Origin of the sequence: Streptomyces kanamyceticus (assembly GCF_008704495.1) — a bacterium.
Lineage (GTDB): Bacteria > Actinomycetota > Actinomycetes > Streptomycetales > Streptomycetaceae > Streptomyces > Streptomyces kanamyceticus.
This window is the reverse complement of the sequence record NZ_CP023699.1, coordinates 1,030,888-1,054,700: the sequence shown is the minus strand read 5'-3', so window position 1 is coordinate 1,054,700 and position 23,813 is coordinate 1,030,888. Positions and strand designations below refer to the sequence as shown.

Genomic DNA, 23,813 nt, shown 5'->3' with positions numbered 1-23,813 from the left:
CCGTCAGCGCCGCCCGACCTGACCCGCCTCCCAGGCCCACGCGGCGATCTCCACGCGATTGCGCACCGCCAACTTCGCCTGGATGTTGGCCAGATGCGTCTTGACGGTCGCCACGGAGATGAACAGCTCCTCGGCGATCTCCTGATTGGTCCTGCCCCGCGCGACGCGCCGGGCCACGTCGAGTTCGCGCTCCGAGAGCACCTCGGGCGCGGGCCCGACGGCAGCCGCGCCGCAGTGCGGGCCGTGCCGGTCCGACAGGCGCTCAAGGAGTCGCAGCGTCACGGCGGGGGACACCAGCGCGTCGCCCTTCGCGGCGGCGCGCACCGCCTCCACGAGCAGCCCGGGACCCGCGTCCTTCAGCAAGAACCCGACGGCGCCGCCGCGCAGCGCCTCGTCGAGGTAGTCGTCCTGGTCGAAGGTGGTGACGACCACGACATGCATGGGTTCCGCGACCCCGGGCCCGGCGAGCAGCCGGGTCACCTGGAGGCCGTTCAGCTTCGGCATGCGCACATCGACGAGACACACGTCGGGCCGCAGCCGCCGGGCGAGCTCCACACACTCGGCGCCGTCGGCCGCCTCGCCGACCACGTCGATGCCCGGCTGTGTGGAAAGGATCAACCGGAACCCGGTCCGCACCATTTCCTGGTCGTCGGCGATGAGGACGCGCACCGAGCTTGCGGGGCGGTGGTTCTGCGGCATTTCTTCCACGAGGAGAAGACTAGGACGGCCCGGGGCGTGCATGCGCGCACGGCCCCTGCCGAGGCACTTCCACACGCCCCCGTGATCACCACCGAGCGCCTCGGACGGCTCCGGCACGGGTCGCTGAGCAGGTGGCATGCTCCCTGGCGGGCGACCGTGCGCCGGGTGACCGCCCGGCGGCCGGGCGCCCTCCGAGCCCAAGGGAGACCTTCATGCGCCCGCACCGCACCGTCGTCGCCGTCCTCGGCGCCCTCGCCCTCGTCACGGCCCTGCCGACCTCCGCCAGCGCGGCCAACGGCACGCTGCACTACGTCAACGTCAACGGCGACGACTTCAGCACCGACAACCCGGTGAACGGCGAGTGCTTCCTGCTGGTCTCGGGCGCCGTACACGTGGACAACGGCACGGACACGACGGCCACCGTCTTCGCCGACCACGGCTGTGAGGACCCCCTCGGGCCCCCGCTCGCGCCCCATACCGCGAGGGACTTCGGGGCGCCCGTGCCGCACAGCGTGATGTTCAACTAGCGGGCAGCGTGGCGCGCAGGCGCCAGCCGCCGTCCGGCAGCGGCCCCGTGTCCAGGTCGCCGCCGAGCGCCGCCACCCGCTCACGCAGGCCGATCAGACCGAGGCCGCCACGGCCGCCCGGCGGCGTCCGGTCCCTGGCACGGCCCTGCGCAGACGGTCCGTTGGACACCTCGACGACCAGCCGTCCCGCGTCCGTCGACACACGCACCCGGACGTCATCGGCGCCGGGTGCGTGCCGGGTGACGTTGGTGAGCGCCTCCTGGACGACGCGGTGCACGGACGTCTCCACCTCGGGCGCGAGCGCGGCGGCGCGGACCCGCGCCGTGACCTCCAGGGTCGCGGCGTCGCCGTGGGCCGCCACCAGCGCGGCCAGCTCGGTCAGCAGATCGGCGGGCCGGGTGGTGGCGCCGGGCTCCGCGCGCAGGACGTGCACCAGGCGCCGCATCGACTCCAGCGTCTCGGTGCCCGCCTTCTCGATCCCGGCGAGCAGCGGTTCGAGCTGCTCGGGAGAGGTCTCGCGGATGGCGCGCGCGGCCTGCGCCTGGACGACGATCCCTGTCACGTGGTGGGCGACGAAGTCGTGCAGGTCGCGGGCGATGCGACGGCGCTCCTCCTCCTGCGTCGAGGTCACCGCGAGGGCCCGCCTGCCGTCGAGGGACCGCAGATAGCCGCCGAGCGCGAGCGCGCCGCCCGCCGCGACCGTGAGCACGAACGCGAAGGTCTCGGCATCGGACTGGAAGCCGGTCCGCACGGGCGCGGCAGCGACGGCGAGTGCGAGCAGCGCGCACAGGACGTACCCGGCGGGCAGCCGCGCCGTACGCGCGGCGACCGTGAGGAGGGCGAGCAGCGCGAAGGACTCCAGGAGCCCCCAGCTGCCCACCTGGACATCGCCGAGCGCCAGAGCGAGCGTGAGCCCGCCGGAGGCCAGCGCCGCGGCGGCGGCCCGCGCCTCGATGCCGGGACCGCCCCGCACGAGCAGCACGGAGACGGCCAGCGGCCCGGAGACCAGCGGCAGCCAGGACCCGTCGGGGTCGCTGGACACCAGGTCGAGGAGCCACAGGAACACCGCGGGGACGGCGAAGAGCAGCGCCTTGACGGCGCCGAGGCGGGTGCGGGTGTCGGGGTGATCGTCCACGTACCGAAATGTACGCATCAGGTCGCACTCCGCGGGTCAGCCGAAAGCCTGATCGGGGAGCCCGCGATCCGCCGAAGGGCCGAGGCGCGCGGGCGGCCGGGGCGGCGAACGTGGAGGCAGCCATTCCGGCTCAGACGCACCGGCTCAGACGCACCGGCTCCGCCGACACGGCCCCGACTTCCAGGAGAGCGCGACCACCATGCCTCGCACCCCGCACCGCCCGCACCCCCTCCGCATCCGCGCGGCCCGCACGACGCTCTGCGCGTTCGGCGCCGCCGCCCTCGCCGTGTCCCTGACAGCCTGCGGGAGCGGTTCGAACAACCCCTTCGACGACCACCAGGAGAAGTCGTCCTACGACGACGGCGCCGCGGCGAAGAGCGACCGGAAGTCCGTGCCGCGCTGGCTGCCCGACGACGCGACCGACATCAAGTACGTCATGTCGACCACCGGCGACGACCGGATCATCAAGCTCACGACGCCTGACGGGAAGTTCCCGAAGCAGTGCGTCAAGGGTGAGCCGCAGGGCAAGCCCCGCCTGAAGGCCGACTGGTTCCCCTCGGACGTCGCGGCGAAGGCCGACACGAACTGCGGCACCTGGTCCGGCGCCCGGATCGACGGCGCGTTCTACGCGTGGCAGGACAAGGACGTCGCGATGAAGGCCCGCGGCTGATGGGGACGAGCGCGCGAGCGACGCTGGCGGCCGTGACGGCGGGCGCCGCCCTGCTCTCGCTCGGGGCCTGCTCGACCGGAAAACAGGGCGGCACCGGCACCGAGAAGCGCGGCGCCGAGCGGCAGCAACGGATCGACTGGAAGTCCTGCCCGGCCGACGCGACGGAGGGCGCACCCAAGGGCGCCGAGTGCGGCACCGTCCGCGTACCCGTGGACTGGACCGCGCCGGGCGGCGAGAAGCTCGACGTCGCGGTGGTGCGCAGGAAGGCTACCCGCCAGGACCAGCGCATCGGCACCCTGATGTTCCTGCCCGGCGGACCCGGCAACTCCGGTGTCCAGAACGTCGCCCAGACCAAGGAGTGGGGCGGCGCCGAACGCCGCTTCGACATCGTCAGCTTCGACCCGCGCGGCACCGGCCTCAGCGGTCCCGTCCAGTGCCCGGCGCGACCGCTGGCCGAGATGATCACGGACAAGCGGCCCGTCACGACGCCCGGCGACTTCGGGCGGATGAAGAAGCGCGCCACCGCCCTGGCCGCGGGCTGCGCCCGTACGTCCGGGGCAGTGGCCCGGCACACCGACGCGGGCAGCGTCAGCCGCGACATGGACGTCATCCGCGCCGCGCTCGGCGCGGACCGGATCTCCCTCTACGGACACTCGTACGGCACGGTCTACGGCCAGCGCTATGCCGCGATGTACGGCGACCGGGTGCGTGCCGCCGTTCTCGACGGCGTCATGGACCCCGCGATCGGCCGCCGCGCCTTCGGCGTCACCGGGGCGAAGGCGCTGGAGGGCGCCTTCGGCGAGTTCGCCCGGTGGTGCGAGCGCTCGCGCGACTGCGAGCTGGGGGAGCGGGACGCCGGGCCGGTGTACGAGGGCCTCGCCGCGCGGGCCGCCGAGGGCAAGCTGCGCAACGGCGGCAAGGACGTGCCGCTCGCGGAGCTCAACGGAACGATCGACGCGATGCTGCTCACCCCGTCCTGGCCCGCCGTCGCCCAGTACCTGGACGCCCTGGACACCGGGAAGCCGTGGGAGACGGACGAGGGCGACGTCCCGCCCGACGAGAAGCTGCTGCCCGGCGCCGACCTGTCCGTCTGCGCCGATCTGAACCTGCGCGCCCCGGACGCCGCGGCCCACCTCGCCGACCAGCGCGCGGCCCGCGAGGCCGCGCCCCGCTTCGGCTACTCCCCGAACACCGTGTCGTACGCGAACCTCTGCCAGGGCGTTCCCGCCCCCGGAGCCGCGGCGACGGAGCCGGTCTCGACGGACACGCCACTGCTCCTGATCGGCGCCCGGTACGACAACGCGACGCCGCTGGACTGGGCGCGCTCCGCGCAACGGCGGCTGGGGGACCGGGCGGCGCTCGTCGAGGTGAAGGGCTGGGGCCACGCCGTGAAGATCTTCAACGGCGGCGCCGAGCGGGACACGGTCCTGCGGTACCTCACAGATCTCGACGTGCCGAAGTCCGGGACCGTCATCGAAGGAGCCGCCCCACCCGGAGCCTAGACCTGCGGCGTACGGGCCCTGAGACCGGAGTCGGATCCGGACCGGATCGGGCGGGTATTAGCGTGGTCGGGACAGATTGACGACAAGGATCCGAGGTGCCCGGCCCATGCCAAGCCGCAGCGAGAACCGTACCGAGCTCATCGAGTCACTCATGGAGCGGTTCCCGAACGTGCCGCGGGAAGCCGTGATCAAGGAGGACCTGCTGCGCGGCGGGATCGCCTTCGACGAGTCGGCGCTCAGCGACAACGAGGGCGGCGAGGTCAAGCCGAAGTCGTACTTCATCTTCTCCTTCGACCACGGCACCCTGCCCGAACTGGGCGCCGCCGCCCTGCGCCGCCCGCCCGAGGAGATCGTCCTCACCGGCGGCCCCTACGAGCTGCGGCGCACCGTCGTCTCGGTCCGCGTGAACCCGGCGTCGCCCTACCGGGTCGCGGCCGACGACGACGGAGTGCTCGGCCTCTACCTGGACGGCGCGCGGATCTCCGACGTCGGCCTGCCGCCGATGCCGGACTACTACCGGCACACCCTGGAGAACGGCAAGTCCGTGATGGAGGTGGCGCCCACCATCCAGTGGGGCTACCTGATCTATCTGACGGTCTTCCGGGTCTGCCAGTACTTCGGCGCCAAGGAGGAGTGCCAGTACTGCGACATCAACCACAACTGGCGCCAGCAGAAGGCGGCGGGCCGCCCCTACACCGGCGTGAAGCCGATGGACGAGGTCCTCGAGGCCCTCGCCATCATCGACAAGTACGACACCACGAAGTCCTCCACCGCGTACACGCTCACCGGCGGCGCCATCACCACGCAGCTCCAGGGCAAGGACGAGGCCGACTTCTACGGGCAGTACGCGAAGGCCATCGAGGAGCGCTTCCCCGGCCGCTGGATCGGCAAGGTCGTCGCCCAGGCCCTGCCCAAGGAGGACGTGCAGCGCTTCCACGACTACGGAGTGCGGATCTACCACCCCAACTACGAGGTGTGGGACCCGTACCTGTTCGAGCGCTACTGCCCCGGCAAGGAGCGCTACGTCGGCCGTGACGAGTGGCACCGCCGCATCCTGGACTCCGCCGAGGTCTTCGGGCCGCGCAACGTCATCCCGAACTTCGTGGCGGGCGTGGAGATGGCGGAGCCCTTCGGGTTCAAGACGGTCGGCGAGGCCATCGACTCCACCGTCGAGGGCCTGCAGTACTTCATGTCGCGCGGCATCACGCCCCGCTTCACCACGTGGTGCCCCGAGCCCACCACGCCGCTCGGCAAGGCCAATCCGCAGGGCGCGCCGCTGGAGTACCACGTGCGCCTCCTTGAGGCCTACCGCGCCACGATGGAGGCCAACGGGCTCTCCTCGCCGCCCGGTTACGGCCCCGCGGGACCCGGCAACGCGGTGTTCTCGGTGAGCTCCTTCATGGACAGTCTGCCCGCGGAGGCGGCCGCTCCGGAGGACGCCGTTACTCCGGCGACGCCCCAGTAGGCACCGTGTTACGGTCGGGGCGGGTCACGAGTTCCAGCGTCAAGCCCCGGCTAGCTGGACGGCACCCCGCTCCGTCGCGGGTGCCCCGGGTGACGACCCGCCCCGCGCGAGGCGCGCGGGGAACGGCGGATCACCGGGGCAGGCAGTTCCCGGGGTCCACGACTCCGGAGGCGCTCCATGACGCACCCGCGCGGCATCTGCGACCACGACACCTGCGACACCCGCACGCCAGGACACCAGGTCCACTGGATCCAGGCCCGTAACAGCGCCAAGGACCCGGGACCCCTGGTCGACGTGCTGCTCTCCTCGCACGACGTACGGGACGACGGCCGCATCGCCCTCCACGTGCTCGGCCCGACCCGGGGCGTGCCCGCCACGCTGTGGACGCACGACCCGGGGCGGCTGCGCGGCCTGCTGCGCGAGCACCGGGGCCTCGCCCAGTGGCAGCCCCGCTGGAACCTGCTCCGGCTGCGGCGCGACACCGTCGCCACCACGCTGGTCTGCGTGGCACCCGACGCGGAGCCCGCCGCCCCGGGCCGCTGACGAAGATCACCGCTCCGTAGGATGACGCCGTGCCGGACGAGGGCGATCCCCGCGTCCGGGCGGCGCGACAGTCAGCCACCCAGAGCCGGAGGTCCCCCGTGCAGCACCCATCCGTCACCGTCGTCACCGGCGGCAGCCGCGGCATCGGCGCGGCTGTCAGCGCCCGTCTCGCCCGGGAAGGGCACGACGTCGTCATCGGCTACCGCTCCGACGAGGCCGCGGCGGCGAAGGCGGCCGAGACCGTCCGCGCCGCGGGCCGCCGCTGCGTCACCGTCCAGGTCGACACCGCCGACGAGGCCGCCGTCGACCGGCTCTTCGACACCGCGGCCGCCGAGCTCGGCCCGGTCACGGGCCTGGTGAACAACGCGGGTGTGAGCGGCCCCGTCGGGCCGCTCGCCGACGCCGACGCCGAGGGCATGCGCCGCGCGCTCGACGTGAACGTCCTCGGCTACCTGCTCTGCGCCCGGCGCGCGGTGCGGGACCTGAAGGCGAACGGCGGCGGCGTGATCGTGAACATCTCGTCCGCGGCCGCCACCCTCGGCGCCCCCGGCGAGTACGTGCACTACGCGGCGGCCAAGGGCGCCGTCGACACGCTGACCGTCGGCCTGGCCAAGGAGGTCGCGGCGGACGGCATCCGCGTCAACGCCGTTGCCCCGGGCGTCATCTGGACCGAGTTCCACGCGGACCCGGAGCGCCCCGCGAAGCTCGCCGACGGCATTCCGATGGGGCGCTCGGGCCATCCGGAGGAGATCGCGGCGGCCGTCTCCTGGCTGCTCTCCGCCGACGCCTCCTATGCGACGGGCACGGTCCTGCGGGTCGCGGGCGGCCGCTGACCGCGGCGGCCGGGTGGCCCGGGGCCGGGTGGCCAGGGGCGACCCCTCGTAATCTGGACGCATGATCAGTGGAGAGGTCTCCCTCACGTCAGACGTCCTCATACGGCCGGTCACGCTCGACGACGCGGACGCGCTCGCCCGCGCCTACCGGCGCAACCGCGCCCACCTCGAACCCTGGGACCCGGACCGGCCCGCCGCCTTCTTCACCGCACAGGGCCAGAGCGACCGGCTCCGGGTGCAGTTGGAGGAGGGCCGCGCGGGCCGGTCGGCGCACTGGGTGCTCGTCGGTGGCGGTGAGATCCTCGGGCACGCCGCCCTGTCGAACATCGTGCTCGGCCCGGTCCGCAGCGGGAACCTCGGCTACTGGATCGACGCCGGGCACGTGGGCAGGGGCCTGGCGTCCGCCGCGGCGAACGTCGTCTGCGAGGCCGCCGAGAGCCAACTGGCCCTGCACCGCGTCGAGGCGGGCACGCTCCTGCACAACACCGCGTCGCAGCGCGTGCTCACCAAGTGCGGCTTCGAGGAGTACGGCGTCGCGCCGGGCTTCCTGTACATCCAGGGCGCCTGGCGCGACCACCGCCTCTTCCAGCTGATCCTCAACGACCGCCCCGCGTAAGGCGATCGGCGAGGGCGCTCAGACGATGCCCTCGGCGACCTCGGCCTGCTCGCGGTCCGAGCCGTACGCCTGCGGAGTGCTGTAAGAGCGACGCGCCACGAACCACCACACGGTGGCCAGGATCAGCACCACGGCGAGCGCGATCGAGGCGTAGTTCATCGACTGGACGGTGACGGGCGAGGCCTGCGGCAGGCAGAACAGGACCGTCACGAACGCCACCCAGACCACCGCGATCCAGCCGATCGGCTTGCTCCAGCGGCCCAGGTTCCACGGGCCCTGCTGGAAGCGGTCGCCCGCGCGCAGGCGCAGGAAGATCGGGATGGCGTAGGCGGGCGTGATGCCGATGACGTTGATGGCGGTCACGGCCGTGTACGCGGTCGTCGAGTAGAGGGACGGCAGGGCGATCACCGCGGCCAGGCCCACCGAGAGCCACACCGCGGGCACCGGGACCTGGGTGCGGGAGCTGACCTTGCGCCAGATCGCGGATCCTGGCAGCGCGTTGTCGCGGGAGAAGGCGAACACCATGCGGCTCGCCGCGGCCGTCTCGGCGTTGCCGCAGAACAGCTGCGCCACGATCACGATGAGCAGCAGCGCCGTCGCGCCGGACTCGCCGATCGCGTCGATCATGATCTGCGCGGGCGGCACGCCGGTGTCGGTCTTCATCGTGCCCGTGTAGTCCTGAATGGCGAAGGTGAGCCCGGCCAGCAGCACGAAACCGGCGATCCAGGAGGCCCAGATGGCCCGCACGATGCCGCGCGCCGCGGACACCGACGCGTTGGAGGTCTCCTCCGAGAGGTGCGCGGAGGCGTCGTACCCGGAGAACGTGTACTGGGCGAGGAGCAGGCCGATCGCGGTGACGTAGAGCGGGTTCTCCCAGCCGGTGCCGTTGTAGAACTCGCCGAAGACGAACGACGGCGACTGATGGTGGTCGGGCACGATCGCGAGGACGCCGACGATGATGGTGACACCGGCCACGTGCCACCACACGCTGATCGAGTTGAGCAGACTGACCAGGCGTACGTTGAAGAGGTTCAGGACGGCGTGCAGGAACAGGATGCAGAGGAAGATCAGGAAGGTCTTCTCGGCCGTCGGCGTGAAGCCGAACTTCAGATTCAGGAACGCGCCGGTGAACAGGGCCGCGCCGTAGTCGATGCCCGCTATCGCGCCGAGCAGGCCGAGCAGGTTCAGCCAGCCCGTGTACCAGCCCCAGCGGCGCCCGCCGAGCCGGTCGGCCATGTAGTAGAGCGCCCCCGACGTCGGGTACGCACTGGTCACCTCGGCCAGCGCGAGGCCCACGCAGAGGACGAAGAGGCCGACGCCCGCCCAGCCCCAGAGCATCACGGCCGGGCCGCCGGTGCCCAGGCCGAAGCCGTACAGCGTCATGCAGCCGGACAGGATGGAGATCACCGAGAAGCTGATGGCGAAGTTGCCGAAACCGCCCATGCGGCGGGCGAGTACGGGTTGGTAGCCGAGCTCTCTGAGCCGTTCCTCCTCGTCCTGGCGTGGCACGGGAATGGAACTCGACCAGGTGGTGCGGGACACGGAACTACCTCCGGTGGAGATGAAGTTGGGGAGCGGGGGACCGGTGGCCGGGCCTGGGGCTAGCCCGGGGCGCGGGAGGCGTTGGAGCAGCGGGCGCGGGCCTGGACGAAGACCTCGGCGGCCGCGTCCGCGTCGCCGGGCGAGCGGGTGCGGTAGGTCCAGGGCACGACGGTGAAGAACGGGTCCATGGCCTCGAACACCCGTAACGCGTCCTGGAATTGGTGCGCTCCCCACAGCGCGTGCGCGAGGTGGTTGAGGTCGAGGAGCGAGGTCGCGGCGGGCGGCACGTAGTCGAACCACAGCTGCAGGGCGCGCAGCGCGCCGCGCGTGGAGTCCTCGGAGATCCAGTGCAGGTCGAGCGCGCGCTCGCCGCCGCCCTCCCTGCGGTAGCGCTCGACGCGCACATAGAGCGGGAGCAGGTGCAGCGAGGAACCCGCGGGGGCGCCCGCCGACGCCCACTGCACGAAGTTGTACGCCTCCGTGAGCGGCCCGTCGGGCCTGCGCCCGTACACGAACTGGAGCATCCGGTGGTAGGCCTCGCGATTGCCGGGATCGCGCTTGTCGGCCTCGCCGAGCAGGTGCCAGGGCCCGGGGAAGAGCATCGGCTCCGGCGGCGCCACGCGGTGCTCGTCCCACCGCTGGCCCTCGTCGAGCCGGGCGAGCGCGAGCAGACAGACCCAGGGGACCGGGTCCTCGGGCGACATCGACGACGCGGTTCCGCAGGCCGAAACCGCCTCGCGCCACAGGTCGTTGGTCTGCCGGTGCCCGGCGCGGTGGGCGCGCAGGGCGCGTTCGACCGCGACCCGGGCGTACAGGACGGCCGCGGACGCGCTGTGCGGCTCCTCGGCGCGCCAGGCGCGCACCACGTCGGATCCCGCGACGGCCGCCGCGAGGATCTGGGTGCGCTGGGTCCACAGTCCCCAGTCGGGTGTTTCGGTGAGCAGGTTGCGCGTGGACACCCAGCGGCCGGCCCTGAGGTCCTGGAGTACGGCACGCAGGGCTTCGTCGTGGCCCGCCGGGTGGTACACCGGGCGGCCTAACGGCATGGGCATGAGTCCTCGGTCGGGGAGAAAGGGGGAAAGGGGGAAGAGGAGGCGGGGGAGTGAACCGTCCTGTTGTCGGGGTGCGTTGATGATGTTGTTCGGCGCACAGTGTAGAGCTGACAGTTCCGGTTTCCAGGACCGTGCGTGGATGTTTTCCGTTCAGAACTGTCAAACCGGCGCGCCGAAACGGCATTTGACGAACAGTCAGTGTCGATACGTGGGCTTTGAGCTGTACTTAACCCTTCTTGGCCCGTTCATGGGTAAGCCTTGACGCCCTCGGGCGCCCTGTAGCAGTCTTCCGCGGTGATCACCTACGAGCGGACCGCCGGGCGCGACGGGCCCGTGCTCGCCGTCGACCAGGGCACATCGGGCACCAAGGCCCTCGTCGTCTGCCCGGAGCGCGGTGTGATCGGCTCGGGCGAGGCGCCGGTACGCCCCCGCCACCTGCCGGGCGGCCTGGTCGAGGTCGACCCCGCCGAACTCCACTCCTCCGTCGTCGACGCCGGACGCCGCGCGCTGGCCGACGCCGGTGAACCGGTCGCGGCCGTCGGCCTCGCCAACCAGGGCGAGACGGTGCTCGCCTGGGACCCGGAGACCGGCGAACCGCTCACCGACGCCCTCGTGTGGCAGGACCGCCGCGCGGAGTCGGTCTGCGCGGAACTGGCCCCGCACGCTGACGAGTTGCGGGAGCTCACGGGCCTGCCGCTCGACCCGTACTTCGCCGCCCCCAAGATGGCGTGGATACGCCGCCACCTCACCCGGCGCGGCGTGGTCACCACCAGCGACGCCTGGCTGGTCCACCGGCTCACCGGCGCGTACGTCACCGACGCCGCGACGGCGGGCCGCACCCAGCTCCTCGATCTCGACACCGTCAGCTGGTCGCCGCGCGCCCTCGACCTCTATGGACTCGCCGACGAACGGCTGCCCCGCGTCGTCGACGCCGCGGGCCCGGTCGGCACGACCACCGCGTTCGGGCCCGAACTCCCGCTCACCGGGCTCCTGGTGGACCAGCAGGCCGCACTCCTCGCCCAGGACGTGACCGATCCCGGCAGCGCCAAGTGCACCTACGGCACCGGCGCTTTCCTGCTCGCCCAGACCGGCGCGCGGCCCCTGCGCGGCACATCGGGCCTGGTCAGCTGTGTCGCCTGGCGGCTCGCTGGGGAGAGCAGCTACTGCCTCGACGGACAGGTCTACACCGCCGCGTCCGCCGTCCGCTGGCTCACCGACCTCGGTGTGCTCACGGGTGCCGCGGACCTCGACCCGGTCGGCTCCACCGTGCCGGACGCGGGAGGCGTCACCTTCGTGCCCGCGCTCGCCGGGCTCGCGGCACCCTGGTGGCGCGGCGACCTGCGCGGCTCGCTCACCGGCCTCGGCCTCGACACCACCCCGGGGCACCTGGTCCGCGCCCTGTGCGAGGGCATCGCGGCCCAGGTCGCCGAGCTCGCCGACGCGGTCGCCGCCGACCTGGGTGAGCCCCTGAAGAGCCTGCGCGTCGACGGCGGCCTGACGCGCTCGTCACTGCTCATGCAGACCCAGGCGGACCTGCTCCAACTGCCCGTCGAGGTCTCCGCGTTGCCGGACGTCACCGCGCTCGGCGCTGCCGCCGTCGCCAGGATGGGCCTCGACCCCGCGCTGCCGCTCGGCGACGCGATCCCCGCGTGGCGGCCCGCCGCCGTGTACGAGCCGCGCATCAGCGCGGCGTCGGCCGCCGAACGGCTCGACGGCTTCCGCGCGGCGGTGGCGACGCTCGTCGAACGGCCGCCGTCATGACGTCGATTCCTCCCTTCCCGCCGGGCGGCGGCACGACCGTGACCAGGGGCGGCGCGCTGCCCGACGTGACGTACGACGTGACCGTCGTCGGCGCCGGAGTGGTCGGCTGCGCCATCGCGCGCGAACTCGCCGCGCGCCCCGGCCTGCGGGTCGCGCTGGTCGACGCGTCGAACGACGTCGGCGACGGCACGTCGAAGGCGAACACGGCCATCCTGCACACCGGCTTCGACGCCGTGCCCGGCTCCCTGGAGGCCCGCCTCGTCCGCGAGGGCAGCCGACTGCTCGCCGCGTACGCCGCCGGGTCCGGCATCCCCGTCGAACCGGTCGGCGCCCTGCTCGTCGCCTGGGACCAGGAACAACTCGACGCGTTGCCCGCGCTGTTGGCGAAGGCGGAGCGCAACGGCTACGACGCCGCGCGGATCATCGGCCCCGAAGAGGTCAGGACCCGGGAACCGCACCTCGGCCCCGGCGCCCTCGGCGCGCTCGACGTACCCGGCGAGAGCGTCATCTGCCCCTGGACGACCGTCCTCGCCTATGCGACACAGGCGGTACGCGCGGGTGTGGACCTGCACCTCAACTGCCGGGTGAACACGGTCGATCCATCCGATGACGACCTGCACGTGCTCGGTACGGAACGAGGAGCCCTGCGCACCCGCTGGCTCGTGAACGCCGCGGGACTGCACGCGGACACCGTCGACCGCCTGCTCGGCCACCACGACTTCACCGTCACCCCGCGCAGGGGCCAGCTCATCGTCTACGACAAGCTCGCCCGCGACCTGGTGCGCCACATCCTGCTGCCCGTCCCCACCGCACTCGGCAAGGGCGTCCTGGTCGCCCCGACCGTGTACGGGAACGTCCTGCTGGGGCCCACCGCCGAGGACCTCGACGACAAGTCGGCCACCGGGTCGACCGCCGAAGGCATCGCCACCCTGCGCGAGAAGGGCCGCAGGATCCTGCCCGAGCTGCTCGACGAGGAGGTCACCGCCGTGTACGCGGGCCTGCGCGCCGCCACCGAGCACGACGACTACCGCATCCGCGCCGATCCCGGGCGGCGGGCCCTCACGGTCGGCGGCATCCGCTCGACGGGCCTCACCGCCTCCCTGGCCATCGCCGCGTACGCCGCCGAACTCCTCGACGACGCGGGCGCGGACCTGCCCGCCGCCGGTGCCCTGCCGCCCGTCCGCATGCCCAACCTCGGCGAGGCGTTCCCACGCCCCTACCAGCGCGCGGACCTCATCGCCGCAGACCCCGCGTACGGCACCGTCGTCTGCCACTGCGAGCGGGTGACGCGCGGTGAGATCAGGGACGCGCTCTCCGCCACCGTGCCGCCGGGCTCGCTGGAGGGCCTTCGGCGCAGGACGCGGGCGCGCGGCGGGCGGTGCCAGGGCTTCCACTGCGGGGCCGACGTGCGAGAACTCTTCGAGCGCGGGGCGGAGTTGAGGGACTGATGAGGCGCGAACGGATCGTCGACGTCCTGGTCGTAGGCGCGGGCCCCGCGGGCCTGGCAGCGGCGGCGGTGCTCGCCTCGCTGGGAGCGGGCGAGATCGAGGTGCTCGACCGCGAGCCGCGGGCGGGCGGCATGCCGCGCCACTGCCATCACGGCGGGTTCGGCCCTCTGGGGCTCGAAGGACCCGGCTTCGCCGAGCGGTGGGTGCGGGCCGCCGAACGGAGCGGCGCGGTGCTGCGCACCGGCGTCACCGTCACGAACTGGGCCGGGCCGCTCACCCTGGACACCACGAGCCCGCGAGGCCTTGAGCGGATCACCGCCCGCGCCGTCGTCCTCGCCACGGGCGCGCGCGAACGGCCCCGCGCGGCGCGCCTGGTACCGGGTGCCAGGCCCGCCGGTGTCCTGACCACGGGCGAGTTCCTTCGCGCCGTGCACGTCCACCGGCAGCGCGTCGGCACCCGGGCCGTCGTGGTCGGCGCCGAGTCCGTGAGCTTCGCGGCCCTGGACGCCCTGCGGCTCGCGGGCGTCGATGTCGCCGCCCTGGTCACCGAGCACCCGCGCCACCAGACCTCACCCGTCCGCGCCCTCGACGCCAGGCTGCGGCGCGGCGTGCCCCTGCTCACCGGGGCCACCGTGACCGAACTCCTCGGCCGCGGCCGTGTGTCCGGGGTCAGGCTCGCGCACCGGGACGGCAGGACGGCGCACGTCCCCTGCGACACGGTCGTCTTCACCGGCGACTTCGTACCCGAACACGAACTGGCCAGGCGCGGAGGCCTGTTGCTCGACCCCGGCACCAGGGGCCCCGCGATCGACGGCGCCTTCCGCACCGCCAGGCGCGGAGTCTTCGCGGTCGGCAATCTGCTGCACGCCGTCGAACCGGCCCGCGCGGTGGCCCGCGAGGGCGCGGCTGCCGGGACCGCCGTGCGGCGCTACCTCGCCGACGGCGACTGGCCGTCCGCGTCCGTGCCGCTGCGGGTCGCCGCCCCGCTCGTCTGGGTCGCGCCGAACCTCGTGACCCCGGACGAGCCGCTGCCGTACGGCGGGCGGTTCGCCCTGCGCACGGCGGAGTTCGTCGGCCGCGCGCCGCTGGTGATCACCCAGGACGGCCGGACTCTCCACCACGCCCGCCTGCCACGCCCACCGGTCCCGAACCGGCCGTTCCACATCGGCGGGGAGTGGGCGGCGCGGGTACGGGCTGACGGGGGTCCGGTGCGGGTGGATCTCTTCGAGGGTGCTCCGGGGTGAGGGAGCCGTGATGTCGCCATCACTTGGCATGATGCCGGTCATGGTGAGAACACGGCGCATCGAGGGCTTCTCCGAGACCGGTCGGCCGGTTTCCACCCCGACCACCAAGTTCGGCGGCCAGCCCGTGTGGCTGACAGACCCGCAGTGGCCGATCAGCGCGGCATGGGACCGGCCGATGCGGTTCGTCGGCCAGATCGAGTTGGGCCCGGTCCTCGGAGCGGCCGGCCACGGGAAGATGGCCTACGTCTTCGTGACCCATGCCGACCACGAGGAGGAGTACGACTCCCTGATGCGGACCCTCGCGGCGGCCGGGCCGGTGAAAATGACCCTGATGGACCTGCTGCCGCCCCACGACGGCGAGGGGGAGGTCCTGTCCCGGCCGGTCACCGAGGCGGCCGACGCCTTCCGCGCGGCTCTCGACGGCGCGCTCCACCGCGCCCAGGCTGCTGGTGCCGCACGGCCCGAGGTCACCGGAGACGACGTCTCCCTCCTCCTTCGTGCCCTCGCGTACGCCACGGACGTCAGCGAAGGTGAAGCGCTCGACCGGGCCGTGGGCATCGTCCTGGACGGCCTCGGCGTACCGCGCTAAGCCCGCATCGCGCTTGCTGATGGCTTCGGCCGAGTCGGACGTGAAAGGACGCTGTCCGTCAGCTGATCGGACTCGCCAGGGTGCGTCCCTGGCCTCCGCGCTTGCGCGGCGCGAGCCAGCGAGGCCCCCTCGCCCGACGCGTGCGCCGAGTTACCGACAGGAGCCCCTTCCCACACCCCCGTCCCCCGCATAGACTCCAAAACTAGCACCGCTAATTTAAGCAGCGGGACCACCGCAGAACGATCCGGAGCCGTATCGTGCGCACCGTCCACTTCGCCGCCGCCCGCCGCACCCCCATCGGCAAGCTCCGCGGCGCCCTCTCCACCGTTCGCCCCGACGACCTCGCCGCGGGCGTCGTGCGCGGCCTCATCGCCGACATCCCGCAGTTGGATCCCGCCCGGATCGACGACGTCTACTGGGGCGCCGCCAACCAGGCGGGCGAGGACAACCGGAACGTGGCCCGGATGGCCGCGCTCCTCGCCGGTCTCCCGGAGTCCGTGCCGGGCGCGACCGTCAACCGTCTATGCGCCTCCGGCCTCGAAGCCGTCACCACCGCCGCGCGCACCATCGCGGCAGGGGAGGCCGAGGTCGTCATCGCGGGCGGCTCCGAGTCGATGAGCCGCGCGCCCTTCGTGCTGCCCCGGCCCGACGAGGCGCTGCCGCACCGCATGGAGACCGCCGACACCCGCCTCGGCTGGCGTCTGACGAACGCCAAGATGCGGGAGCTGCACGGCGTCCTCGCCATGGGGGAGACCGCGGAGGAGGTCGCCGAGCGCTACGGAGTGCCGCGCGAGCGCCAGGACGCCTTCGCCCTGCGCAGCCACCAGCGCGCGGCCGCCGCCCGCAAGGACGGCCACTTCGACGACGAACTGCTGCCCGTCACCCGCCCGGACGGCATCGTCGTGGACACCGACGAGTGCGTGCGCGAGGACACCTCGTACGAGAAGCTGAGCGGCCTGCGGCCCGTGTTCCGCGAGGGCGGCACGGTCACGGCGGGCAACGCGTCGCCGATGAACGACGGCGCGGCGGGTCTGCTGCTCGTCAGCGAGGAGGCCCTCGACGAACTGGGCCTGGAGTCCCTCGGCCGGTACGCGGCCGGGGCATCGGCGGGTGTGCACCCCGACGTCATGGGCATCGGCCCCGTGCCCGCCACGCGCAAGGCGCTCGACCGCGTCGGCTGGAGCGTCGGGGACCTCCAGGAGGCCGAGTTCAACGAGGCGTTCGCCGCCCAGGCGCTGGCCTGCGTGGACGCCATCGGCATCGATCCCGAGCTGGTGAACCCCTCGGGCGGCGCCATCGCGCTCGGCCACCCGCTCGGCTGCTCCGGTGCCCGCATCCTCACCACGCTGCTCCACCGGATGCGCCGCACGGGCGCCACCCGGGGCCTGGCCACCATGTGCGTCGGCGTCGGCCAGGGCAGCGCGCTGCTCGTCGAGCGCGACTGACCCGTCGACCCCGTCGGCCCTGTGGTGCCCGCCTCCGCCGGGCGGGCACCACCGCCGAGCCGCAGAACGATCCACCGCAGGCCGCAGCCCGCACGGAAACGGAGCACCCCCCATGGCAACGCTGTCCCTCGCCGCGATCCTCGCCGAGCCCGCACGCCGCAACCCGGACCGCACCGCTCTCGTCGAAGGCGAACTCCGCCTCTCTTTCAAGGAGATGTGGCGCGCGGCGCGCGGTCAGGCAGCGGCCCTCGTGGGGCTCGGGGTGCGGCCGGGGGACCGCGTGGCCCTGCTGGCGCCCAACACCACCGAGTTCCCGACGGCCTACTACGCGATCCTCGCCGCGGGCGGAGTCGTCGTCCCCGTACACCTGTTGCTCTCCGCGGAGGAGGTCGAGCACGTGCTGCGGGACAGCGGCGCGACCCTGCTCCTGTGCCATCCCGCGCAGGCGGCGACGGGCGGCGCGGCCGCCGAGGCCACCGGGGTGCGCATGCTGGACCTGGGCGCGCGGGGTGAGTTGGCGGCGCTCGCGCGCGAGAGCGAGCCGCTCGCGTCGTACGTCACCAGGGAGGCGGACGACCCGGCCGTCGTCTTCTACACCAGCGGCACCACAGGCGTCCCCAAGGGCGCCGTGCTCAGCCACTTCAACCTGGTGATGAACGCGACGGTCAACGCCTTCGACGCCAACGACATCCGCCCCGACGACATCGCGCTGGGCGCGCTGCCGCTCTTCCACGCCTTCGGCCAGACCGTCTCCATGAACTCGACCTGGCGGGCGGGCGCCACGCTCGTCCTGCTGCCGCGCTTCGACGCGGCGCGCGCCATCGAGCTGATGGTGGCGGAGGGCGTCAACACCTTCCACGGCGTGCCCACCATGTTCGTCGGCCTGGTGGCCGCCGCCGCGGCAGCCGCCGAGCTGCCCCGGCTGCGGATCTGCATCTCCGGCGGCGCCTCGCTGCCCGTCGCCGTGCTCGAAAGCTTCGAGAAGGCCTTCGGCACGCCCGTGTACGAGGGGTACGGGCTCTCCGAGACCTCCCCGACGGCATCCGTCAACCAGCCCGACTTCGGCACCAAGGCGGGCAGCATCGGCCACCCGCTGTGGGGCGTCGACGTGGAGATCGCCCGCGCCGAGGTCGACGACCGGGTCGAACTCCTGCCCATCGGTGAGCTCGGCGAGGTCGTCGTCCGTGGCCACAACGTCTTCTCCGGTTATCTGGGCAGGCCGGAGGCGAGCGCGCAGGCGCTGGTCGACGGCTGGTTCCGCACCGGCGATCTGGGCACCAAGGACGACGACGGCTTCCTGGCCATCGTCGACCGCAAGAAGGACGTCATCATCCGCGGCGGCTTCAACGTCTACCCGCGCGAGGTCGAGGAGGTCCTCGTCCGCCACCCGGACGTCGCCCAGGTCGCCGTGATCGGCCTGCCCGACCCGGTGCACGGCGAGGAGGTCTGCGCGGTCGTCGTCGCGGCACCCGGCGCCTCACCTGACCCGGCGGGGATCGTCGCCTGGTCCAAGGAGCACCTGGGCAAGCACAAGTACCCGCGCCGCGTGGAGGTCACCGACGCGCTGCCGCTCGGCCCCAGCATGAAGGTCCTCAAGAGGGAGCTGCGCGCCGCCTACGCCGCTTCCTGAGCGTCCCGGAAGCCGCCCGCGGCGACCGCGGCCTCGACGAAGGAGGCGACGAGCGGGCGCTGGTCGAGCCGTGACCACGCGATGACCATCTGGTTGGGCGGCGCGTCGACCACCGGCCGGTACACCAGGCCGGGGTGTGCGGGCTCGGTGAGCGAGCGGGGCAGCACGGCGACCGTGCGCCCCACCATGATCAGCTGAATCAGCTGCGGCACGTCCGACACCTCGGGCCCGCTCCCCTCGTCGACCACCCCCGCGCGGGGCACGCCCTTCCAGCGCGGCAGCGTCTCGCCGTCGAGATCGGCCAGGCGCAGCTCGTCGCGGGCGGCGAGCCGGTGCCCGACCGGCAGGATCGCGACGCGCCCCTCCACCGCGAGCGTCCGGTGGTCGAGGCCGGTGAGATCGTCGAACGGCGCGTACAGGAGCGCCACATCGGCCCGGCCGTCGCGCACGTGGTCGGCCCGGTCGGTGGCCCCGCCGAAGAGGATGTCGACCCGGCGCGCATCGGGCGTCCTGGCGTACTCGGCGAGGATCCCCGACAGCAGGTTCGCGTCGCCGCCCGGCTTGATCACCAGGCGGAGCCGCGCCTGCGCGTCCCCGGCCCGGCGCGCGCTGCGGGCCGCGGCACCGACCGCGTTGAGCGCGTGCCGACCGTGCCGCAGCAGCGCCTCGCCCGCCGGGGTGAGCGAGACGTGACGGCTCGTACGGACGAGGAGGGGAACGCCGAGGCGGGACTCGATGCGCCGGATCGCCTTGGACAGCGCGGGCTGCGCGATGGCCAGGCGCTCGGCGGCCCGGCCGAAGTGCAGCTCCTCGGCGACCGCGATGAAGTACTCGAGCTCCCGTGTCTCCAGTTCAGCCATGGCACAAGGGTAACGGCGATCGATGCCTGTGGTTCATCGCCGATGAGCGAACGGGTCTTGGACCCCGGCGCCGTCCCGGGGCTTCAATGGAGGCATGATCCAGCACACGATGATCGTCTCGTTCGACTCCGACGTCCCGGAAACGGAACTGCATCAATACCTCAAGGACATCGAAAGCCTGATGATGGGCTCCGGCCGTGTCGAGTCGTTCTCGGCCCGCCAGCACATCCGGGTGCCCGGTGACGACCACAGCCCGCTCTTCGTGGCCACCGTGATCGTCCAGCTCGATCTCGCCGACCTCGACGCGCTGAACGCCGTCTTCGACATGCCCGGGATCATGGAGATCAGCAAGCGCTGGCAGGCCCGCTACCCCTACAAGGTCGTCTGGGCGAACCACGAAGCACTCTGACCGCCCGGCGTCACGGGCGACGTCACGCCGATAGGCGGCGCCACGGGGATAGTTGGGCCTAGCATGTGTTTCCGGCATGGACATATCACTGTGGGACATCACGCCGGGACAGTTCGCCGCGCTCGCCGCGGCGGCGATGCTCGTCGGCTTCTCGAAGACGGCCGTCAGCGGGGCCAACACCATCAGCCTCGCGGTCTTCGCGGCCGTCCTGCCCGCCCGCGCGTCGACCGGGGTCCTGCTCCCCATCCTGATCGCGGGCGACGTCCTCGCCGTGCTCACCTACCGAAGGCACGCCCACTGGCCCACCCTGTGGCGGCTGTTCCCCGCGGTCGCCGCGGGGGTGGTCGTGGGCACCGTCTTCCTCGTGTGGGCCGACGATTCCGTGATGCGTACGTCGATCGGGGCGATCCTGCTGCTCATGGCGGGCGTCACGATCGCGCGCCGCAGAGCCGCGGCCCGCGCGGAACCGTCGGACGACGGCTCAGGGGGAAGCCGCCTCAAGGCCCCCTCCTACGGCGTACTCGGCGGCTTCACCACCATGGTCGCCAACGCGGGCGGCCCTGTGATGTCGATGTATCTCCTGTCGGCGGGCTTCCGGAAGCTGGGATTCCTGGGCACGTCCGCGTGGTTCTTCCTGATCGTCAACACGTCCAAGGTGCCGTTCAGCGTGGGCCTCGGCCTGATCGACGCCCACTCGCTGCTCCTGGACGCGGCCCTGGTGCTCTTCGTGGTGCCGGGCGCGGTCCTCGGGAGGTACGCCGTGCACCGCATCAACCAGCGCCTCTTCGAACAGCTGGTGATCGGCGCGACCGTCCTTGGCGGACTGCAGCTCCTGCTGCGCTGAGGCGCGGGCGCCCGCTCAGCGCGAGCCGACCGAGGCCCCGGCCGTCTCCGGGGAGAGCCCGTGCTCCAGGTCCTCGGCGAGCAGCCGCTTGGCGATCGAGTCGAGGGCCACGGTGAGCTCCTTGTCCGGCGGCCTGCCGAGGTCCTTCTCGATCTCCTGGCCGAGCCACCCCGACCAGGCCCCCGAGATGACCTCCGCCTCGCGCTCGCCTGCGGACGTGAGCGAGAAGTACGTGCCGGTGCGGGTCAGATAGCCCTCGTCGACCATGCGGTCGAAGACCGGCACGAGAACCTCGGGCGGAATCCTGCGCCGGGCCCCGATGAGACCGAGACTGGCGTGTCCGACCATCCGGGTGAAGAGCGACACCTGCATCACCGCCCAGGCGCCCGCGATGTCCAGGCGGGTGTCGGAGCTCCTGATGATGCCGCGCGCGGTGTCCATGCCGACGTTGCGGATGATGTTCGCGACGCCCCGCTCAAGGAGGTGCCCCGAGTCTCCGCTGGTCGGCTGCGCGAAGCCCTCGCCCATGTCGGGGGCGCCCATCCGGGCGCTGTCGCGCAGCTCGACCTGTTTGAGGAAGAGGGCCACGACGAACCCGATGAGCGCGACGGGAACGGTCCACAGGAAGACCGTGTGCAGGGTGTCCGCGTACGCCTTGACGATGGGCGCGGCCGCCGCCGCGGGCAGCTCGTGCAGCCCCTCCGGACTCTGGGCCGCCTTCCCGACCGCGGCCGGATCACCGCCCCCGGCCCGGACGGCCGCGCCGACCCCGTCCTTCAGGTTCGGCGCGAGCGTATTGGCGTAGATCGTGCCGAACACGGCCGTGCCGAAGGAACTGCCCAGCGTACGGAAGAAGGTGACGCCGGACGTGGCGGTGCCCAGATCGGTGTACGGGACGGTGTTCTGCACGGCGATCGTCAGCACCTGCATGCACAGGCCGATGCCGGTGCCGAGCACGAACATGTACAGGGACTCCAGCCAGGTGCTCGTGGCGCTGCCCATCAGCGAGAGCAGATAGAGCCCGAGCGCCATCACCAGCGCGCCGACGATCGGGAAGATGCGGTACGTGCCGGTCTTGCTGACCACGTTGCCGCTGAAGATGGACGCGATGAGCAGACCGATCACCATGGGCAGCGTGCGTACGCCCGAGATGGTGGCCGAGTCCCCGTCCACGTACTGGAGATAGGTCGGCAGGAACGTCATCGCGCCGAGCATGGCGAAGCCCACGATGAAGCTGAGGATCGAGCAGACCGTGAAGACGGGATTGGCGAAGAGCCGCATCGGCAGCATCGGTTCGGCGGCCCGCGTCTCGACGACGCAGAACAGCGCGAGCGCGAGCACGCCGCCGACGAAGAGAGCGATGATGGTCGGCGACCCCCACGCGTACTGATTGCCGCCCCAGCTCGTCGCCAGGATCAGCGCGCTCGCGCCCACCGCGACGAGCGCGATGCCCAGGTAGTCGATGACGGGCCGCACCGCCGACTTCACGACGGGGATGGTCCTGGCGGCCGCGATGACCACGACGATCGCGATGGGCACGTTGACGTAGAACGCCCAGCGCCAGCTCAGATGGTCCGTGAAGAGCCCGCCGAGCAGCGGCCCGATCACCGTGGACACCCCGAACACGGCGCCGATCGCACCCTGGTACTTGCCGCGCTCGCGCAGCGGGATGACGTCCGCGATCAGCGCCATGGACGTCACCATCAGGCCGCCCGCGCCGATGCCCTGCATCGCCCGCCAGGCGATGAGCAGCGTCATGTTCGTCGACAGGCCGCACAGGAAGGACCCGGTGATGAAGATGATCGCCGAGAGCTGGAAGACGACCTTTCGCCCGAACAGGTCACCGAACTTGCCGACCAGGACCGTCGCGACGGTCTCCGCGAGCAGATACGAGGTGACGACCCACGACATGTGCTCGGCCCCGCCAAGGTCCGACACGATGGTGGGCAGCGCGGTGCCGACGATGGTCTGGTCGAGGGCGGCGAGCAGCATGCCCAGCATGATCGTCACGAAGACGACGTTGCGGCGGCGCCGGTCCAGGACGGGCGGCGCCTGCGGCTGCGCCGCGGCGGGAGCGGAACCGGCGGCCGACTGATCGGTGGTGGTCACACGGCCACCCTCACACCGGGACGTGACCTGTGCATGCGGGGTGAGGCCGGTTCGGTGACGGGGCGGGCCGGGGGCCTTGAGCCGTCCGGACCGTCACCACTCACCAGGAGTGGCTCCGCCCCGGTAGCCGTCGGGGTCCTCCGCGAGGACGGAGCGGCGCTACTCCGGGTTGCCCCCTCGCAGGCGCGGTGCGTGGGACGCCGCGTCGATCGGGGCGGCATCCTCGGTGCTCTCGCTGTTCTCGGTGACGTGGGCGGACAACGCCCGTGCCCACGCGGCGAGTTCGGGGACGTCGATGCCGTACGGCCGAGGCAGGCCACTCGTCGCGCTCCAGTCGGAGACGGCCGTCGCGCCCCGGAGCAGCAGCCTGGCGCCGCCCTTCGTGTTGCCGCGCGCCGAGTGCGTCAGCCCCACGGCGAGCTGGGCCAGGCCCTTCCACAGGCCGCGCTCCGTCTCGGGGCCCGTCTTCCACGCGTCCTCGAAGACCTCGTGCGCGTGGAAGGGCCGCCCCGCGTCCAACAGGGCCTGTGCCTCCGCGACGGACTCGTCGGGCGTGCGCACGACGCCCTCCGGTTGCCGGGCGACGCCGTCCCTGCCGTACGGCAACGGGCGCCCGAGTCCGTCGCGCGGCCGCTGGTTGCGGGCCCTGCCCTCCTCGTCACGGTCCCGCTCGCGGCCACGGTCTTGGGGTCCAGGTGCGGTGCTCATACGGCGATTGTCGCGCGTACCTGACGGCGGTCACCGGGGATCGGAGCACCCTCGGGCGTGGGGTAGAGTTCTTCTTGTGATCACGCGGAGCACCGCGAAGAACACACCGGGACGTGGCGCAGCTTGGTAGCGCACTTGACTGGGGGTCAAGGGGTCGCAGGTTCAAATCCTGTCGTCCCGAC

The 23,813-nt window shown here is 72.5% G+C and carries 22 protein-coding genes, 1 tRNA gene and 1 riboswitch; of the genes, 16 read left to right on the top strand and 7 right to left on the bottom strand.

Annotated features, from left to right (window positions below):
- Positions 1-3: 3 nt before the first annotated feature.
- Positions 4-699: a response regulator gene (locus CP970_RS03775; protein ID WP_055546984.1), complete on the bottom strand. Its 696-nt coding sequence runs from the start codon at positions 697-699 to the stop codon at positions 4-6.
- A gap of 212 nt (positions 700-911) precedes the next feature.
- Here CP970_RS03775 and CP970_RS03770 point away from each other — a divergent pair, with 212 nt between their 5' ends.
- A complete protein-coding gene (locus CP970_RS03770; protein WP_055546986.1) occupies positions 912-1,226 on the top strand; it encodes a hypothetical protein in 315 nt (104 codons plus the stop codon).
- Here CP970_RS03770 and CP970_RS03765 read toward each other — a convergent pair.
- Entirely contained in the window at positions 1,219-2,361 is a 1,143-nt protein-coding gene (locus tag CP970_RS03765) for a sensor histidine kinase (protein WP_055546988.1), read from the bottom strand. The two genes, CP970_RS03770 and CP970_RS03765, sit on opposite strands and share 8 nt — an antisense overlap.
- A 199-nt stretch (positions 2,362-2,560) precedes the next feature.
- Between CP970_RS03765 and CP970_RS03760 the strand changes: the two genes are divergently transcribed.
- The 6 genes from CP970_RS03760 (at position 2,561) to CP970_RS03735 (ending at position 7,990) form a co-directional block, all read left to right on the top strand.
- Positions 2,561-3,031 carry a hypothetical protein gene (locus CP970_RS03760; RefSeq protein ID WP_055546990.1) on the top strand — a complete coding sequence of 157 codons (471 nt, stop codon included), beginning with the start codon at positions 2,561-2,563 and terminating at the stop codon, positions 3,029-3,031.
- The gene (locus tag CP970_RS03755; protein ID WP_055546992.1) at positions 3,031-4,533 is read left to right on the top strand and encodes an alpha/beta fold hydrolase; all 1,503 of its coding nucleotides are present in this window, start codon (positions 3,031-3,033) and stop codon (positions 4,531-4,533) included. The genes CP970_RS03760 and CP970_RS03755 overlap by 1 nt, the downstream gene beginning before the upstream one ends.
- A 106-nt stretch (positions 4,534-4,639) precedes the next feature.
- Positions 4,640-5,998: a radical SAM protein gene (locus tag CP970_RS03750; RefSeq protein WP_055546994.1), complete on the top strand. Its 1,359-nt coding sequence runs from the start codon at positions 4,640-4,642 to the stop codon at positions 5,996-5,998.
- A 22-nt stretch (positions 5,999-6,020) separates the two neighbouring features.
- Positions 6,021-6,130: riboswitch (SAM riboswitch) on the top strand.
- A gap of 45 nt (positions 6,131-6,175) precedes the next feature.
- A complete protein-coding gene (locus CP970_RS03745; RefSeq protein ID WP_055546996.1) occupies positions 6,176-6,541 on the top strand; it encodes a hypothetical protein in 366 nt (121 codons plus the stop codon).
- A 98-nt stretch (positions 6,542-6,639) separates the two neighbouring features.
- Positions 6,640-7,374 (top strand): SDR family NAD(P)-dependent oxidoreductase, encoded by a 735-nt coding sequence (locus CP970_RS03740; protein ID WP_055546998.1) that lies wholly within the window; start codon positions 6,640-6,642, stop codon positions 7,372-7,374.
- A gap of 61 nt (positions 7,375-7,435) precedes the next feature.
- Positions 7,436-7,990 (top strand): GNAT family N-acetyltransferase, encoded by a 555-nt coding sequence (locus tag CP970_RS03735; protein ID WP_055547000.1) that lies wholly within the window; start codon positions 7,436-7,438, stop codon positions 7,988-7,990.
- An 18-nt stretch (positions 7,991-8,008) separates the two neighbouring features.
- On the opposite strand, the gene CP970_RS03730 is transcribed toward CP970_RS03735, so the two are convergent.
- Together CP970_RS03730 and CP970_RS03725 are read right to left on the bottom strand one after the other, a co-directional pair.
- Positions 8,009-9,532: an amino acid permease gene (locus CP970_RS03730; RefSeq protein ID WP_055547002.1), complete on the bottom strand. Its 1,524-nt coding sequence runs from the start codon at positions 9,530-9,532 to the stop codon at positions 8,009-8,011.
- 59 nt (positions 9,533-9,591) lie between these two features.
- Positions 9,592-10,584, bottom strand: coding sequence for a hypothetical protein (locus CP970_RS03725; protein ID WP_398654529.1), 993 nt, complete (start codon positions 10,582-10,584; stop codon positions 9,592-9,594).
- Positions 10,585-10,878: 294 nt separating this feature from the next.
- Between CP970_RS03725 and CP970_RS03720 the strand changes: the two genes are divergently transcribed.
- From CP970_RS03720 to CP970_RS03695, 6 genes are all read left to right on the top strand, one after another.
- Positions 10,879-12,345, top strand: a complete 1,467-nt coding sequence (locus tag CP970_RS03720; RefSeq protein ID WP_224058202.1) for an FGGY family carbohydrate kinase — start codon at positions 10,879-10,881, stop codon at positions 12,343-12,345.
- Positions 12,342-13,793 carry an FAD-dependent oxidoreductase gene (locus CP970_RS03715; protein ID WP_055547006.1) on the top strand — a complete coding sequence of 484 codons (1,452 nt, stop codon included), beginning with the start codon at positions 12,342-12,344 and terminating at the stop codon, positions 13,791-13,793. The genes CP970_RS03720 and CP970_RS03715 overlap by 4 nt, the downstream gene beginning before the upstream one ends.
- Positions 13,793-15,037: an NAD(P)/FAD-dependent oxidoreductase gene (locus tag CP970_RS03710; RefSeq protein ID WP_055547008.1), complete on the top strand. Its 1,245-nt coding sequence runs from the start codon at positions 13,793-13,795 to the stop codon at positions 15,035-15,037. The genes CP970_RS03715 and CP970_RS03710 overlap by 1 nt, the downstream gene beginning before the upstream one ends.
- Positions 15,038-15,077: 40 nt before the next feature.
- Positions 15,078-15,626: an SbtR family transcriptional regulator gene (locus CP970_RS44730; protein ID WP_224058200.1), complete on the top strand. Its 549-nt coding sequence runs from the start codon at positions 15,078-15,080 to the stop codon at positions 15,624-15,626.
- A gap of 257 nt (positions 15,627-15,883) precedes the next feature.
- Positions 15,884-17,071: a thiolase family protein gene (locus CP970_RS03700; protein ID WP_055547010.1), complete on the top strand. Its 1,188-nt coding sequence runs from the start codon at positions 15,884-15,886 to the stop codon at positions 17,069-17,071.
- A gap of 112 nt (positions 17,072-17,183) precedes the next feature.
- Positions 17,184-18,701 (top strand): long-chain-fatty-acid--CoA ligase, encoded by a 1,518-nt coding sequence (locus tag CP970_RS03695; protein ID WP_055547012.1) that lies wholly within the window; start codon positions 17,184-17,186, stop codon positions 18,699-18,701.
- On the opposite strand, the gene CP970_RS03690 is transcribed toward CP970_RS03695, so the two are convergent.
- Positions 18,686-19,561, bottom strand: coding sequence for a LysR family transcriptional regulator (locus tag CP970_RS03690; RefSeq protein ID WP_055547014.1), 876 nt, complete (start codon positions 19,559-19,561; stop codon positions 18,686-18,688). The genes CP970_RS03695 and CP970_RS03690 overlap by 16 nt on opposite strands.
- Before the next feature lie 94 nt (positions 19,562-19,655).
- On the opposite strand from CP970_RS03690, the gene CP970_RS03685 reads away from it, so the two are divergent.
- Together CP970_RS03685 and CP970_RS03680 are read left to right on the top strand one after the other, a co-directional pair.
- A complete protein-coding gene (locus tag CP970_RS03685; RefSeq protein WP_055547016.1) occupies positions 19,656-19,970 on the top strand; it encodes a hypothetical protein in 315 nt (104 codons plus the stop codon).
- A 76-nt stretch (positions 19,971-20,046) separates the two neighbouring features.
- On the top strand, positions 20,047-20,814 hold the full coding sequence (locus tag CP970_RS03680; RefSeq protein ID WP_191094867.1) for a sulfite exporter TauE/SafE family protein: 768 nt from the start codon (positions 20,047-20,049) through the stop codon (positions 20,812-20,814).
- Between the two features lie 15 nt (positions 20,815-20,829).
- On the opposite strand, the gene CP970_RS03675 is transcribed toward CP970_RS03680, so the two are convergent.
- Both CP970_RS03675 and CP970_RS03670 read right to left on the bottom strand, forming a co-directional pair.
- Positions 20,830-22,923: an MDR family MFS transporter gene (locus tag CP970_RS03675; RefSeq protein WP_055547018.1), complete on the bottom strand. Its 2,094-nt coding sequence runs from the start codon at positions 22,921-22,923 to the stop codon at positions 20,830-20,832.
- Positions 22,924-23,082: 159 nt separating this feature from the next.
- Positions 23,083-23,631: a DUF309 domain-containing protein gene (locus tag CP970_RS03670; RefSeq protein WP_055547020.1), complete on the bottom strand. Its 549-nt coding sequence runs from the start codon at positions 23,629-23,631 to the stop codon at positions 23,083-23,085.
- A 107-nt stretch (positions 23,632-23,738) separates the two neighbouring features.
- Here CP970_RS03670 and CP970_RS03665 point away from each other — a divergent pair.
- Positions 23,739-23,812 (top strand) — tRNA-Pro (locus tag CP970_RS03665).
- Position 23,813 lies beyond the last annotated feature (1 nt).

Bases quoted from the DNA above. Each gene is read 5' to 3' on its own strand.
- CP970_RS03690 (WP_055547014.1), bottom strand. From the start codon at position 19,561: ATGGCTGAACTGGAGACACGGGAGCTCGAGTACTTCATCGCGGTCGCC.
- CP970_RS44730 (WP_224058200.1), top strand. From the start codon at position 15,078: ATGGTGAGAACACGGCGCATCGAGGGCTTCTCCGAGACCGGTCGGCCG.
- CP970_RS03770 (WP_055546986.1), top strand. From the start codon at position 912: ATGCGCCCGCACCGCACCGTCGTCGCCGTCCTCGGCGCCCTCGCCCTC.
- CP970_RS03745 (WP_055546996.1), top strand. From the start codon at position 6,176: ATGACGCACCCGCGCGGCATCTGCGACCACGACACCTGCGACACCCGC.
- CP970_RS03715 (WP_055547006.1), top strand. From the start codon at position 12,342: ATGACGTCGATTCCTCCCTTCCCGCCGGGCGGCGGCACGACCGTGACC.
- CP970_RS03670 (WP_055547020.1), bottom strand. From the start codon at position 23,631: ATGAGCACCGCACCTGGACCCCAAGACCGTGGCCGCGAGCGGGACCGT.
- CP970_RS03760 (WP_055546990.1), top strand. From the start codon at position 2,561: ATGCCTCGCACCCCGCACCGCCCGCACCCCCTCCGCATCCGCGCGGCC.
- CP970_RS03695 (WP_055547012.1), top strand. From the start codon at position 17,184: ATGGCAACGCTGTCCCTCGCCGCGATCCTCGCCGAGCCCGCACGCCGC.
- CP970_RS03750 (WP_055546994.1), top strand. From the start codon at position 4,640: ATGCCAAGCCGCAGCGAGAACCGTACCGAGCTCATCGAGTCACTCATG.
- CP970_RS03755 (WP_055546992.1), top strand. From the start codon at position 3,031: ATGGGGACGAGCGCGCGAGCGACGCTGGCGGCCGTGACGGCGGGCGCC.
- CP970_RS03680 (WP_191094867.1), top strand. From the start codon at position 20,047: ATGGACATATCACTGTGGGACATCACGCCGGGACAGTTCGCCGCGCTC.
- CP970_RS03725 (WP_398654529.1), bottom strand. From the start codon at position 10,584: ATGCCCATGCCGTTAGGCCGCCCGGTGTACCACCCGGCGGGCCACGAC.
- CP970_RS03775 (WP_055546984.1), bottom strand. From the start codon at position 699: ATGCCGCAGAACCACCGCCCCGCAAGCTCGGTGCGCGTCCTCATCGCC.
- CP970_RS03710 (WP_055547008.1), top strand. From the start codon at position 13,793: ATGAGGCGCGAACGGATCGTCGACGTCCTGGTCGTAGGCGCGGGCCCC.
- CP970_RS03685 (WP_055547016.1), top strand. From the start codon at position 19,656: ATGATCCAGCACACGATGATCGTCTCGTTCGACTCCGACGTCCCGGAA.
- CP970_RS03735 (WP_055547000.1), top strand. From the start codon at position 7,436: ATGATCAGTGGAGAGGTCTCCCTCACGTCAGACGTCCTCATACGGCCG.